Consider the following 14,007-nt stretch of genomic DNA (forward strand, 5'->3'; position numbering starts at 1 on the left):
GGTGCGCAAATCGCAAAACTTTCACCAATGCCTTTTTTTTACCGATATTCGGCCCTCGTTTATCAACCCTGCGTATGAAGAAAGGAAACCGGCTGACGATCTATATTATTGCTGCGATGGTGTTGGGTGTTTTTGTCGGATACCTGGTGCACACGTCAACCGGTTCGGATTTTCAAACAACGTTTTCCAACAATATCAAACTTCTGAGCACCATTTTTATTCGCCTGGTGCAGATGATCATTGCGCCGCTGGTGTTTACCACCCTTGTCGTGGGCATTGCCAAACTGGGCGACCTGAAAACAGTGGGACGGGTAGGCGGCAAGGCCATCCTCTGGTTTGTCTCCGCTTCACTTGCATCGCTGTTGATTGGTTTGGTGCTGGTGAATTTTTTTCAACCGGGTAAATACATTGACCTCTCCCAGAAAGACGTGGCCAGCCTGACCGACCTAGCCGGCAAACAAAAAAGCTTTTCCCTTCAAAACTTCGTAGAGCATGTGATCCCGAAAAGTTTCATCGAAGCGATGGCCAACAATGAAATTTTGCAGTTGGTGATCTTCTCCATTTTTTTTGGTGTGGCCGCAGCGGCTATCGGCAATTATACCAAGCCCCTGATCAAAGCCCTCGAAGTGGCCTCGCATGTGATCCTGAAAATGGTCAACTACGTGATGAACTTTGCGCCGGTGGGTGTGTTTGGTGCCATCGCTGCCGTGGTGGCGGCGAAAGGCCTGGGCATTTTTAATTTTTACCTGAAATATTTCCTTTTCTTCCTGATGGGTATTGCGGTGCTGTGGGTGCTTTTACTGACGGTTGGTGGACTGATCCTTGGGTCGCGGCTGAAGGAATTGCTGAAGCGCATTGGCAGCCCGCTGCTGATTGCGTTCAGTACCACGAGCAGTGAAGCCGTCTTTCCCAAGCTGACCGAAGAACTGGAGCGTTTTGGCTGCCGCGACCGGATCGTTGCCTTCGTGTTGCCGCTGGGCTATTCGTTCAACCTGGATGGCAGCATGATGTATATGACTTTTGCGTCGCTGGCCATTGCCCAGGCGTATGGCGTGCACCTGCCGCTTGGCACGCAACTTACCATGTTATTGGTGCTGATGCTGACAAGCAAGGGAATTGCCGGTGTGCCACGGGCTTCGCTGGTGGTGGTGCTGGCTACCTGTGCCATGTTTAACATTCCGCCAGAAGGAGTTGCGCTAATATTGCCAATCGACCATTTTTGCGATATGTTTCGCACGGCCACCAATGTAGTCGGTAATGCGCTTGCCACCAGTGTGGTAAGCAAGTGGGAAGGAGAGTTGGAACATGCAGAGACTGAACTGGCTGCCTGATCCGGCAAGTTTTGAAAAACAGAAAATCCATTTCAATCAATGACATATTTGCTCGACATCGTGCTATTAAGCGGCGGAATTATTAACCGGCTAATCGAATGGATTTTGAGCAACGGCGGGTTGTTCGTTCTGCTTTTTGTGGTCTTTGCCGAAACCGGCTTGTTCGTGGGTTTTTTCCTGCCCGGCGATTCGCTGCTTTTTGCAGCCGGCATTTACCTCCGCACCTTCCCGGAAGGTTTTTACCATTTGCACTACCTGGTTGTTGTGCTGCTGATCATCCTGGCTTCCACCCTTGGCAACATGGCGGGATTTTGGTTTGGACAGCGCACCGGGCCGCATTTTTTCAACCGGAAGGACAGCTTTTTTTTCAAGAAAAAACATCTGTACCGGGCCAAGGAATTTTACGACCAGTATGGAAAGTCCACCGTTTTCTTGGCGAAATTTCTGCCGGTGATCCGCACGTTTGCCCCCATCGTGGCCGGTATCGTTAGGATGAACGCCGCGGAGTTCATGGTCTACAACCTGCTGGGCAGTGCAGCCTGGGTGTTGTCGATGGTGCTGGGCGGCTATTTTTTGGAGCAGTGGGTGCACCGGCAGTTTGGCATCAGCCTCACCGATTATATTGAACTGATCGCGATCGGCATTATCCTGATTACCACCCTGCCTGTTTTGTACAAGCTGTTTTTTACCAAAAGTGCATCGAACTCCGACCAGAAAAAAAATCCACCCACTGTTTAATGTATGAAGCCAACGATTGCGCCTTCCCGCCGCACACAAAGCGTCTTCAGCCTGGCCGTTCTTGTTGCGGCACTGGGTTATTTTGTTGATATCTACGACCTGTTACTGTTTAGCATTATCCGTGTTCCCAGCCTGACTTCACTGGGTTTGACCAAAGAGCAGATCACTATCGACGGCGAAAGCATCATAAGCTGGCAGATGGCGGGGCTGCTGATTGGCGGAATTATCTGGGGTGTCATGGGTGACAAGCGGGGCCGCCTGAGTGTCTTGTTTGGCTCCATCATCCTGTACTCACTGGCCAATATCGGGAATGGGTTTGTGCATACCGTTGAGCAATACAAACTCGTTCGGTTTATCGCCGGCCTGGGTTTGGCGGGAGAACTGGGTGCCGGCATTACACTGGTATCGGAGCTGACTCCAAAAGAAAAGCGCGGCGTGGCAACTTCTCTTGTTGCCGGCATCGGGCTGACCGGCGCCATCGTGGCCTTTGTCATGAAACAGAACTTTGACTGGCGCACCTGCTATTTCATTGGCGGCGGCCTGGGCTTGCTCCTGCTGCTGCTGCGTATTTCCGTTTTTGAATCGGGTATGTTTCACGAGGTCAAAAAGCTGGAAGTGGAGCGGGGAAACCTGCTTATGTTTTTCACCAACGGCAACCGTTTCAGGCGATACCTGATGGGCATACTCATTGGCCTGCCCACCTGGTACGTGATCGGCGTGATGGTGACCTTCTCCGGTGAGTTTGCCGAGAAAATGGGCATTACAGAAAAAGTCGACCCGGGAAAGGCCATCATGTATGCCTATGCCGGGATTTCGGCAGGCGATATCCTGGTCGGGTTGATCAGCCAGTGGTTCCGGAGCCGCAAAAAAGCCTTGTTTTTGTTCTATGGCCTTACCATCATTTTTATGGTCCTGTTCTTTACCACGCAGTGGAACGGCACGGCCAGCCGAATGTACTGGATCTGCGCAGGCCTTGGATTCAGCACGGGCTTTTGGGCCATTTTTGTGACCATGGCGGCCGAGCAGTTTGGCACCAACCTGCGGGCAACGGCCGCCACCACCATTCCCAACATGGTGCGGGGCATGTTGACCGTTTTTATTCTCCCGCTGTTCAAAGTACTGCGTACTGCCACCGATTATTACACCGGCGGCTGGATGACGGCTGTTGTGATCATGGTCATTACGATCATTGCGGCGCTGCTGTCCAAAGAGAGTTTTCACAAGGACCTGAATTTTGTGGAAACCTAATTCCACTGCAATCTCCCTGAAGTTTCGTTTTACGGCATTCCCCGTTCCGTGCTTTTCTTTGCACGGGATTGGCGGACCGGCAGGCAGGTTTCTATCGTGAAAAAGCCGGCCAAAACGTAGGTATACCGCTTCCCTATAAAAACGAGCAGAGACGACGAATGAGCACTGAAATAACCGATACAGCCATGGCCCCACTTCAGCAGGAAAAGCGAATTAAGTTTTTGGTTATCCGCTTTTCTTCCATTGGCGATATTGTGCTGACCACGCCTGTTGTGCGTTGCTTGAAAAAGCAGGTGCCGGGCGCCGAGATCCATTACCTGATCAAACCGCAATTCCGGATGGTGATGGAGCCCAACCCGTACATCGACAAGCTTCATTTGCTCCAGGCCGACTGGGACGCCATGATAGAGGAACTGAAGGCGGAACGCTTCGATTACATCATCGACCTGCATCATAACCTCCGCACCCTACGGGTAAAAAATGCCCTGAAGGTGCCGTCCTATTCGTTCAACAAGCTCAATATCGAGAAACTCATTTTCGTCAAGCTGAAGTGGAACGTGATGCCGAAGGTGCACATCATCGACCGTTACATGGAAACCGTGGCGCCGTTTGGCGTGTACAACGACGGGGAAGGCATGGATTATTTCATCCCGGAAAAAGACAGGGTTCCGCTGAGCGATATCCCGCACTCGCATCATGCCGGGTTTATTTCCATTGTTATTGGCGCTTCCTTTTACACCAAGAAACTGCCGGTGGACAAATTGCAGGAGCTGTGCAAAAAAATCAATCACCCGATCATTCTTTTGGGTGCCAAAGAAGAGCGGGAAGAGGGCGACGCCATCGCTTCGGTTGATCCGGTAAAAGTGTACAACGCCTGCGGGAAGTTTTCCCTGCACGAAAGCGCCGACCTGGTGCGCCAGTCCAAGGTGGTGATTGCGCATGATACAGGGCTTATGCACATTGCCGCTGCCTTGCGAAAGCCGGTCATCGCCGTCTGGGGCAGCACGACGCCTTCGTTTGGCATGGTGCCCTATTATGGAAAAAATTACCTCCAGCGAAACCCCGCACCGTACGACGACGTGCAGGTGCTTAAACTTTGGTGCCGTCCCTGCACCAAGATCGGCCGGCACAAATGCCCGCAGGGGCATTTCAAATGCATGAAGCAGATTTCGATCGATGCTATCGTGGCAAACGTAGAAAAGAGGCTGCGGCAATCGTAAAGGAATTTTTTATATTTGGTAACGACTGCCCCTTTCCTGCCAACCCAATTATTGGAATATGGCCTACGCTATAGAACTGATCCTGAACCGCCAGATTGCCGACTGCCTTGCCATCCCTGTTTTTATTACAGATACGGAAGGCAACCTTCTTTTCTATAACGAACCCGCTGAAGAAATTTTGGGTAAGCGATACGAGGATACCGGCGAGATGGCGGTAGACGAATGGTCGACCGTATTTAAAAACAAGGATGAAAATGGTGAGGTCCTGCCGCCTGCCGAACTGCCGCTGGTGAAGACCTTGACAAATCAGCAGCCCTATCACAAAACATTTTGGATTGAAAGCCTGCAGGGGCGGGCCGAACGTATTTCGGTGACCTCGTATCCCATTATCGGCCGTTCGGGGAAGTTTTTAGGAGCCGTGGCTATTTTCTGGCGTCCAACCGAAGAATGAACATTACCATACATGGTGTTCGTGGCTCCATACCCACGACGACCCTGGAAACAAAAAAGTATGGTGGCAATACCTCTTGCGTAGAAGTGGAAGCCGACGGGTGGCGCCTGGTACTGGATGCCGGAAGCGGCATGCAACACATTCATGCCGGCAATGGCTTTCGCAACAACCGGGTCGATATCCTGCTGACCCACCTGCACATCGATCATATCCAGGGCCTGGGTTTCTTCAAACCGCTTTTCAACCCCGAATCGGAAATCCATATCTGGGGACCTGCCAGCAAAACACAAAGTCTTCGTGCCCGGCTGGGCCGTTATTTTTCACCACCGCTTTTTCCCGTTTACTTTCGTAATCTGACCTGCAAACTGGTCCTTCACGAAGTGGACGACAGCTCGTTTGCCATTGGTCCGTTTCATATCGAATCCTGCCATATTATGCATCCCGGTCCCACGCTGGGTTTCCGGGTTCGGCACCAGCGGGGAACGCTGGCCTACCTGCCGGACCATGAGCCAGCGCTGGGACGCGACGGCCTGTTGCATGATGTAAAATGGTTGTCGGGAAGCGACCTGGCAAAGGAGGCCGACCTGTTGTTGCACGATGCCCAGTACACGCCGGAAGAGTACAAGGATCGCGTCGGATGGGGGCATAGCTCGCTTACGGACGCTTTGGAATATGCCGCTTTAACAGGAGTAAAAAAACTGCTGCTAACCCACCACGATCCCCTTCGATCGGACGAAGAACTGGAAAAAGCATTCAGGCACCTCCAGGAAACAACGTCGTATCAATTTCCCTATGCGCTAGCTTACGAAGGGCTGGCCATTCAATTGTGATTTGCTCCCTGCGGCGAAGTAAAAATACTCATTCCGCCCGGCGGGCAAAATGAGCATTAGCAACCTTGCACGATTATGGCCGGCCAGGCTTTACTTTTTTCAATGTTACTGGATCTGAATCATTCTTGGCGGCTTTTGCTTTGCTTCTTCCCGCTTGGGGATCCGCAGTTGCAAAAGGCCGTTTTCGTATTTGGCATTGATCTGGTCCACATCCACTACGTTTTTCGGCAGGGTAAACGTGCGTTGGAAAGATTGGTAGCTGAATTCACGCCGCGTGTACCGTTCATCTTCTCTTTCCTGGTTTTGCCAGTCGCTGCGAATGGTGAGGTTGTTGCCATCCAGCTCCACGCTAAAGTTTTCCTTTTGCATACCCGGTGCAGCCATTTCAACTTCAAAGCTGTCGGCTGTTTCTTTGATGTTGACAGCGGGAATGGTAGTGTTGGTGGATGAATTGTTGTCTAACCCCCAGTTGAGCAGATCTTTGGTAAAAAAATCGTCGAAGAGGTTAGTCATTGCCGGAAATTGGTTCCATCTGAATTGTGACATAGTGACCTCCATTTTAGCGTTAGGAATATGGGTTAACAGCTCCTCTTTTTCAACTCTGGTACCAAATAAAAAATGCTGAAAAATTTTCAGCATTCTTGAATCATTGACACAACGGGCCTGCAAAAATTTCAATCCCTCCCACTATCTACTATCTGCCTATGCCCCGGTCCTGTTCTCGTTCGGCTGGTCCCTGTCCGTGTCTTCCACGCTGTAGTCCCTGTTTTCTTCATCGTCCATAGCATCAGACTGCGGGCCTTCCTGCTCGGTGTCGGTATCGAGGTCGGAGGCCGACAGGCGTTGTCCTTCGCCAAAGCTTTCTTCATTCAGGGGCTCACCCTGGAAGTCCACATTGTCCATGCGGGCCTGCCGCAGGTTGTCTTCGTCGCGGGTTGGCATATAGGTCGTGTCGCGGAGGGCCTGTAATTCATCAGGTCGCACGTCGGCGTCGTTGCCGGAACTGAATCCGCGGCTGTCGTCGCGTTCAAAAATACTGTCGCCTTCTTCGTCCGAGGAGGACGCGGTGGTATCGGCCATTTCCCCGATTGAAGGTGCGTTGACAAATTCCTGTCCCGGTATATCTTTTACATCCGGCAGGTTGATGGTGGTTTCTTCCGGTTGCAGTTTTTTGCTGTCCTCCGGGCTGTCGGGAAGGTCGCCGGGAATGGACGACCGCCCTTCAAGTTTGTTCATATTCATGTCCCTTTCGTTTGCGGGATTTGTTCTTTCCGTTGCCATAAAAAAGTCTTTCCCTGCATGCTTAAAATTTTATGCCCGGTCTGGCAACCGCACCGGAGCGGGTCCCTGGCACCGATTGCTTCGGCATCAAATTGGAGGCGAGGTTAAAAACAGCCTTTATGAGCAAATACAGTTTCAAAACGAACATCAATTGCATTGGCTGCGCCTCCCAGATCAAGCCACACCTGGACAAACTGGAGCAGGAAGGACAGATCAAACACTGGCAGGTTCATCTCACCGACCCCGATCATACGCTGGAAATTGAAACGAGCAAGCTGGCGCTGGAGCAAGTGCAACTCTATGTGGAAAATGCCGGTTTTAAGGCCGTTCCTAAGGAGCAGGCCTAAGACTTTTATGCCTGGTTATAGGTTGAATGGAACAATCCCATTAGTTTTCGGGTGACAGGATTTCGTGCAAATATTTTGTCGTCGATTTGGGCAACCGGAAGAATTTGCTTGGTGGTGCTGGTGATGAAAGCCTCCTTTGCCGTTTGAATTTCTGCCAGGCCTACCGGTCTTTCTTCCACCTGGAAATATTCTTTGGCCAGGTCCAGCACTTTTTTCCGGGTGACGCCGGATAAGATGTTTTCCGACGGTGTAACAACGCGGTCATCGGCTGTGACCAGGAAAAAATTGCTGCGGGGGCATTCGCTGATGAAACCGTTGTGGTGATAGAGGATATCGTCTGCTCCCTGGACAGCCCGTTGGGGCTGCAACCAAATGGCCATGAGGTAGTCGATCGACTTGATATGCGGCAATTGCCGTTGATAAGAGTAGGTGAGGAGCCGGATGCCTTTGTCCAACTGGCTGGCCGGGGGTGGCGTAAAACTGTGCTGGGAGACCAGGAAATTTGGCTGGCCAATGTTGAAGCCGTCTTCAGAATATCCCCCCGAAAGGCTAAGCCGAATGCCCGTACCTGGCAGATCGTTTTTCTGCACCAGGTCAAGAACGATGTCGTTCAATTCTTTTTTTGGGGTAGGCAAGGGGAGATGCAGTCCTTCTGCCGACCGGTTGAACCGGTCGAGGTGGTCATCCAGGAACAGCGGCTTAGACCCCGCCAGACGGAAGAAATCAAAAACGCCATACCCTCGTTGAAACGAAAGGTCACGGAAATGCAGCATCGCTTTCTCTTCTGCCACGAACGAGTCGTTCAGGAAAACCCATTTTGCCATAGAAAGGCAAAAGTAAAAAGGCGAAATTCAAAAGGGCTATCAAAACATTTGAACCTTATTTTTAGGTTTCACTTTCGGATTTTGCCTTTGTTATTGCCAACAAACTTCTAAAATCTGAAAAAAAAGTCAAACCGCTTTCCCATTCTCAAATCTTTCCCCTACCTTCGCCGTCCCAAAATTTAAGGTTCGTAATGCCTACTATACAACAATTAGTACGTAAAGGAAGAGAGATCATTCGTGCAAAAAGCAAGTCAAGAGCGCTGGACGCTTGTCCGCAGCGCCGCGGTGTTTGTACCCGTGTGTACACAACCACGCCAAAGAAGCCGAACTCAGCTCTCCGCAAAGTTGCCAAAGTTCGTTTGACCAATAAAGTGGAGGTCATTGCCTACATCCCTGGTGAAGGCCACAACCTGCAGGAGCACTCGATCGTCCTGATCCGCGGTGGTCGTGTAAAGGATCTGCCGGGTGTACGTTACCATATCGTACGCGGTTCTCTGGATACGGCCGGTGTAAAAGACCGCAAGAAGAGCCGTTCCAAGTACGGTACCAAGAAGGAAAAAGCCGGTGCAAAAGGTGCGCCTGCAAAAGGAAAGAAATAGTTTTTCGTAATACCGGCCGCAATACAGAGTAAAGTTTTAATACTTGAAGACATTCTGCCGTTGCGGTGACTTAAAAATTAAACTACATGCGTAAAGCACAAGCCAAAAAACTTCCCCTCGCCCCGGATCCCCGTTACAACGACAAACTGGTGACCCGTTTTGTGAACAACATTATGTGGGAAGGAAAGAAAAGCGTTGCCTTTGATATCTTCTACAACGCCCTGGAAAGAGTTTCGAAAATAACCGGTGAAGAAGGTTATGAAATCTGGCGCAAAGCCCTGGCCAATGTAACACCAGCCGTGGAAGTACGCAGCCGTCGTATCGGTGGTGCCACCTTCCAGATCCCGTCTGAAGTTCGCCAGGACAGGAAGATTTCCCTGAGCATTAAATGGCTGATCCGCTACAGCCGCGAAAGAAACGGTCGCAGCATGGCTGATAAGCTGGCCAACGAAATCGTTGCCGCTGCCAAGGGTGAAGGCGCCGCTTTCAAAAAGAAAGAAGATACCCACCGTATGGCCGAAGCCAACAAGGCTTTCGCTCACTTCAAAGTCTAAGGAACATCGGTTCTATAAATGAAAATATCCCGCTTCTGGCGGGATATTTTTTTATGTCTCGTTCTTTCTTGTTTTTAGGAGGCAGAACCCGGATTCTCTTCGCCTTCACCGTTGGTTGGGCCACCGGCAATGCCGCTGTCAAATACATCGGTCGAAGGTGTCGTGATACCTTCCGGCGTTTGCGAGCCCGTGGCAAAATCAGAACCTTCGTAAGAGCCGCCCGTACCGCCGGTCATGCCACCAATAGGTAAGGTCGATTCATTGCTGCTACGGCGGCTTGCGCCTTTCTTGGCTGCGCTGCTGCGTGTGCTTTTTGAAGGCGATCCTGCGCTCTTCTTTGTTGCTGATCCGCTTCTGGTTGCGGAAGAACCACCGCTACGGGTTGCGCTACGGCCACCGCTTGTGCTTTTTACGGCTGTTTTTGTTGCGCTTTTCGATGCACTTGAACTTGCTTTTTTGGCTGCACCTTTGGCTGCGCCGCCCTTCGACATCATGCCGCCTTTCTTGGCTGCTGTTTTCTTCGCAGCACCTTTGGCAGAGGATTTAGACGCAGATTTGGAAGCGCCGCCTTTTTTGGCTTTGGAAGCACCACCTTTTTTAGCGGCTCCCTTTGAGGAGGCACTGCTTTTTTTGGCTGCACCTTTGGCTGCGCCGCCCTTCGACATCATGCCGCCTTTCTTGGCTGCTGTTTTCTTCGCAGCACCTTTGGCAGAGGATTTAGACGCAGATTTGGAAGCGCCGCCTTTTTTGCACCACCTTTTTTAGCGGCTCCCTTCGAGGAGGCACTGCTTTTTTTAGGGGCTGCTTTTTTTGTTGCTTTTGCCATGTTTAATGGGTTTTAAGTAAGGGTTAATAAATATCCGTAATGAAATTACGAATGATAAATTATTTGCAAAAATTGTGCACACCTATTTTTTGCTTCTGCAAGACTGTCTTCATGTGAATCTGCGAAGGAAGTTGACAGGTGCAATGCAAACGCATGCATGGGAAATGTGCGCTGCGTCTGCGTCGCAGGTCGTTCTAACTGGTTTGCTTATGCTACTCGTGCTTCGACCTGCGCAATCGCAGCGTGTGAAAAATGTCATCCGAAATTTTCTGGTAGAGTTGCAACATGCCGTGTCGTTCTTTTGTTTGTTTCTTTTCACACCATCCGTAAGTACTTTAGAATAGTGATTGTTGGACTTTGTTTTTTTACGTCCTTGTTTACAGCGACCGTTCAAGAGTGCTTTCCTGCACCAAACAGAAGGCGCCGGATTTCAACCGGATTTAATCTAGGGTTAACGATTTTGGCCCTTTTCTTTTGCCGGATTTCAGGGCTAAACGCTTACCTTTGCGCTCCAAATTCAATTTTAATCAATCATGGCAGACTTAAGATTTCAACGCAACTTTGGTATCGCCGCCCACATCGATGCGGGTAAGACGACCACTACAGAGCGTATTTTGCGCTATACCGGCATGATCCACAAGATTGGTGAGGTGCATGACGGGGCTGCTACAACCGACTGGATGGAGCAGGAAAAAGAAAGAGGGATTACCATTACCTCTGCGGCGGTAAGCTGCCAGTGGAATTTCCCTACTGTATTAGGTAAGGCAACTCCCGATACAAAAAAATACTATTTCAACATTATCGATACTCCGGGTCACGTGGACTTTACCGTAGAAGTAGAGCGTTCCATGCGTGTACTGGATGGCCTGATTGCCCTGTTTTCTGCGGTTGATGGTGTAGAGCCTCAATCGGAAACCGTATGGCGCCAGGCAAACCGTTACCGTGTACCGCGGATCGGTTTCGTCAACAAAATGGACCGCCAGGGTGCCGACTTTTTGATGGTGGTAAACCAGGTAAAAGAAATGCTGGGTGCGAAAGCCGTTCCCCTGCAGCTTCCGATCGGCGCTGAAGATGATTTCAAAGGCGTGGTTGACCTGATCAAAATGAAGGGCATCGTTTGGCACATGGAAACAGAAGGAATGACGTTCGACGAGATCGCTATCCCTGCTGACATGGTGGACGAAGTAAACGAGTGGAGACAAAACCTGATTGAAGCCGTTGCTGAATACGATGACAAGTTGCTGGAGAAATTCTTCGACGATCCGAGCACAATTACGGAAGCCGAAGTGCACGAAGCGATCCGCAAAGCAACCATCGACCTGAGCATCGTTCCAATGATGTGCGGTTCTTCTTTCAAAAATAAAGGTGTACAAACGGCACTGGATGCTGTTTGCCGCTACCTGCCTTCTCCGGTTGATATTGAAGCCGTAACAGGTACAGATCCCAACACAGGTGAGGAAATCACGCGGAAACCGGATGCCAAAGAACCTTTTGCAGCCCTGGCCTTCAAGATCATGACTGACCCGTTCGTTGGTCGCCTGGCCTTCTTCCGGGCTTATTCTGGCCACCTCGATGCCGGTTCATACGTACTGAACGTACGCAGCGGTAAGAAGGAGCGGATCAGCCGTATCATGAAGATGTTTGCCAACAAACAAAACCCGATCGACTTCATCGAGGCTGGTGATATTGGTGCAGCGGTTGGTTTCAAAGAAATCAAAACCGGTGATACCCTTTGCGACGAGAACCACCCGATCACGCTGGAGAACATGTTCATCCCGGAGCCGGTGATCTCTATCGCCATTGAGCCGAAAACGCAGGCCGACGTTGACAAAATGGGTATGGCCATTGCAAAGCTGATTGAAGAAGATCCGACACTGCGTGTAAAAACAGATGAAGATACAGGCCAGACCGTGTTGAGCGGTATGGGTGAATTGCACCTGGAGATCATCGTTGACCGTATGCGTCGCGAATTTAAAGTAGAAGTAAACCAGGGTGCTCCCCAGGTTGCCTATAAAGAAGCATTCAACACAACTGTCGAACACCGTGAAGTGCTGAAAAAGCAGTCGGGTGGTCGTGGTAAGTTTGCCGATATCGTCTTCAACCTCGGACCGGTTGATGCTGATTGGAAAGAAGCAAACCCGGACAAGAATTTCCAGTTCGTGAACGATATCTTCGGTGGTTCCATTCCGAAAGAATTCATCACGCCAATCCAGAAAGGCTTCGAAGCGTCGATGGGTACCGGTGTGCTGGCCTCTTACCCGGTTGACAACATGAAAGTGCGCATTTTTGATGGTTCGTTCCACCAGGTTGACTCGGACGCCATGTCGTTCGAACTTTGCGCCAAGCAAGGTTTCCGCGAAGCGGCAAGAAAAGCAAAACCTGTTTTGCTGGAGCCGATCATGAAAGTGGAAGTGCTGACTCCTGACCAGTACATGGGTGATGTTACCGGTGACCTGAACCGTCGTCGCGGTATGATGGAAGGTATGGATACCCGTGCAGGCGTACAGGTGATCAAGGCCAAAGTTCCGCTGAGCGAAATGTTTGGTTATGTAACCCAACTGCGTTCGCTGTCTTCCGGTCGTGCATCGTCTACGATGGAGTTCTCTCACTACTCTCCGGCTCCGAACAACATCGCTGAAGAAGTGATCGCGAAGAGCAAGGGCAAAGTGAGCGCTGAATAAGAATTGGTATTCTCGAAATAAAAATCCCGTCGGGCAACTGACGGGATTTTTTATTGAAAAAAAATCTAATTAGAAACAGCATGCAACCGTTTAGGCATTGATTTTGTCTTTGAGTCAAGATAATTGCCCCTCTTCATACTGGCCGTTACTGGCCTATGAAAAACACCAACCGGGTCAATTGTCCTGCGGGCTCTTCGGAGCCCATTTTCACGTTCTTTAACATTGGCACCATCCTTGCCCGTGACAGGAAAATTTTTCTGTCATGAAAACTAAACGTTTCCTCGTATTGGCTGCTGCAGCTACCGTTTTCTCTTTTTATGCTTGTTCCAAAAATGATGTTTCCTCCGGCGATGGCAAAGCCCACATGCAGGTGGCGCTGACCGATGGCCCGGGCAATTATGATGAAGTGAACATCGACGTGCAGGATATCCGCATCAATTATTCAAACGATACCGCAAACGGCTGGGTAAGCCTGAATGGCGTAAAAACCGGCAGTTACGATATCCTGCGGCTGGCCAACGGGAAAGATACCGTACTGGCCGATGCGCAGATCAACACCGGCCGCATCGAACAAATCCGTCTCATTTTGGGCGATAACAATTTTGTGCGGGTCAACGGGCAAACAATTAAACTCCAAACGCCCAGTGCACAACAATCCGGGCTGAAACTGAATATCCACCAGGATGTAAACGAAGGCGTGACGTACAAACTGTTGATGGACTTTGATGCATCCCGTTCAATCGTTCAGACCGGGAATGGAAAATACCTATTGAAGCCGGTGATCCGCACAACCCTGGAAGCCATCGGCGGCAGTGTACGTGGTTTTGTAACGCCGGATAGTATTGCCACAGCCGTTTATGCTTTGCAGGGAACCGATACGGTAGCCGGAACGCATACCGTGAGCGGTGCCTACATGCTGAAAGGGTTGAATGCAGGTTCCTATTCACTGGCCTTTGTGCCTGGCAACAGCACATTCAAGTCGCAGACAAAAGCAGGTGTCAACGTAACCGTGAACAATGTGACTGTCGTGGATACTGTGCATTTGGTACAGTAAGATGTTTTTTTACAATAGAGAAG

Annotated in this window: 16 protein-coding genes; 12 read left to right on the forward strand and 4 right to left on the reverse strand. The window is 50.4% G+C overall.

All coding sequences use genetic code 11. The annotated features are described in order from the left end of the window. The first annotated feature begins 74 nt into the window (after positions 1-74). The 6 genes from D6024_RS19190 (at position 75) to D6024_RS19215 (ending at position 5,818) form a co-directional block, all read left to right on the forward strand. Positions 75-1,331: a dicarboxylate/amino acid:cation symporter gene (locus tag D6024_RS19190; RefSeq protein ID WP_121356367.1), complete on the forward strand. Its 1,257-nt coding sequence runs from the start codon at positions 75-77 to the stop codon at positions 1,329-1,331. 39 nt (positions 1,332-1,370) lie between these two features. Continuing rightward, entirely contained in the window at positions 1,371-2,069 is a 699-nt protein-coding gene (locus D6024_RS19195) for a DedA family protein (protein ID WP_121356368.1), read from the forward strand. Positions 2,070-2,072: 3 nt separating this feature from the next. Further along, a complete protein-coding gene (locus D6024_RS19200) occupies positions 2,073-3,317 on the forward strand; it encodes an MFS transporter (RefSeq protein ID WP_121356369.1) in 1,245 nt (414 codons plus the stop codon). A gap of 158 nt (positions 3,318-3,475) precedes the next feature. Then, entirely contained in the window at positions 3,476-4,537 is a 1,062-nt protein-coding gene (locus tag D6024_RS19205; protein WP_240410092.1) for a glycosyltransferase family 9 protein, read from the forward strand. Positions 4,538-4,595: 58 nt separating this feature from the next. Beyond that, a complete protein-coding gene (locus tag D6024_RS19210; protein WP_121356370.1) occupies positions 4,596-4,988 on the forward strand; it encodes a PAS domain-containing protein in 393 nt (130 codons plus the stop codon). Further along, a complete protein-coding gene (locus D6024_RS19215) occupies positions 4,985-5,818 on the forward strand; it encodes an MBL fold metallo-hydrolase (protein ID WP_121356371.1) in 834 nt (277 codons plus the stop codon). The genes D6024_RS19210 and D6024_RS19215 overlap by 4 nt, the downstream gene beginning before the upstream one ends. Before the next feature lie 105 nt (positions 5,819-5,923). On the opposite strand, the gene D6024_RS19220 is transcribed toward D6024_RS19215, so the two are convergent. Next, positions 5,924-6,331, reverse strand: a complete 408-nt coding sequence (locus D6024_RS19220; RefSeq protein WP_240410093.1) for an Hsp20/alpha crystallin family protein — start codon at positions 6,329-6,331, stop codon at positions 5,924-5,926. A gap of 189 nt (positions 6,332-6,520) precedes the next feature. Further along, positions 6,521-7,054 carry a hypothetical protein gene (locus D6024_RS19225; RefSeq protein WP_162944883.1) on the reverse strand — a complete coding sequence of 178 codons (534 nt, stop codon included), beginning with the start codon at positions 7,052-7,054 and terminating at the stop codon, positions 6,521-6,523. 164 nt (positions 7,055-7,218) lie between these two features. Between D6024_RS19225 and D6024_RS19230 the strand changes: the two genes are divergently transcribed. Then, positions 7,219-7,446: a heavy-metal-associated domain-containing protein gene (locus D6024_RS19230; protein WP_121356445.1), complete on the forward strand. Its 228-nt coding sequence runs from the start codon at positions 7,219-7,221 to the stop codon at positions 7,444-7,446. Between the two features lie 5 nt (positions 7,447-7,451). Here D6024_RS19230 and D6024_RS19235 read toward each other — a convergent pair whose 3' ends face one another. Then, positions 7,452-8,270, reverse strand: coding sequence for an aminotransferase class IV (locus D6024_RS19235; protein ID WP_121356373.1), 819 nt, complete (start codon positions 8,268-8,270; stop codon positions 7,452-7,454). A gap of 191 nt (positions 8,271-8,461) precedes the next feature. On the opposite strand from D6024_RS19235, the gene rpsL reads away from it, so the two are divergent. After that, on the forward strand, positions 8,462-8,869 hold the full coding sequence (rpsL, locus tag D6024_RS19240) for a 30S ribosomal protein S12 (RefSeq protein ID WP_121356374.1): 408 nt from the start codon (positions 8,462-8,464) through the stop codon (positions 8,867-8,869). 86 nt (positions 8,870-8,955) lie between these two features. Then, complete coding sequence (gene rpsG / locus D6024_RS19245; RefSeq protein ID WP_121356375.1) at positions 8,956-9,423, forward strand: 30S ribosomal protein S7; 468 nt, start codon at positions 8,956-8,958, stop codon at positions 9,421-9,423. 74 nt (positions 9,424-9,497) lie between these two features. Here rpsG and D6024_RS26855 read toward each other — a convergent pair whose 3' ends face one another. After that, positions 9,498-9,659: a hypothetical protein gene (locus D6024_RS26855; RefSeq protein ID WP_162944884.1), complete on the reverse strand. Its 162-nt coding sequence runs from the start codon at positions 9,657-9,659 to the stop codon at positions 9,498-9,500. On the opposite strand from D6024_RS26855, the gene D6024_RS26860 reads away from it, so the two are divergent. The 3 genes from D6024_RS26860 to D6024_RS19260 all read left to right on the forward strand — a co-directional run bounded on the left by D6024_RS26860 (position 9,658) and on the right by D6024_RS19260 (position 13,984). Next, positions 9,658-10,188, forward strand: a complete 531-nt coding sequence (locus D6024_RS26860; protein ID WP_162944885.1) for a hypothetical protein — start codon at positions 9,658-9,660, stop codon at positions 10,186-10,188. The genes D6024_RS26855 and D6024_RS26860 overlap by 2 nt on opposite strands. Positions 10,189-10,782: 594 nt before the next feature. Continuing rightward, a complete protein-coding gene (gene fusA, locus D6024_RS19255; protein WP_205573324.1) occupies positions 10,783-12,930 on the forward strand; it encodes an elongation factor G in 2,148 nt (715 codons plus the stop codon). A 262-nt stretch (positions 12,931-13,192) separates the two neighbouring features. Continuing rightward, entirely contained in the window at positions 13,193-13,984 is a 792-nt protein-coding gene (locus D6024_RS19260) for a DUF4382 domain-containing protein (RefSeq protein ID WP_121356378.1), read from the forward strand. Positions 13,985-14,007 lie beyond the last annotated feature (23 nt).

The organism is Flavisolibacter nicotianae (assembly GCF_003628535.1).
GTDB lineage: Bacteria > Bacteroidota > Bacteroidia > Chitinophagales > Chitinophagaceae > Flavisolibacter > Flavisolibacter nicotianae.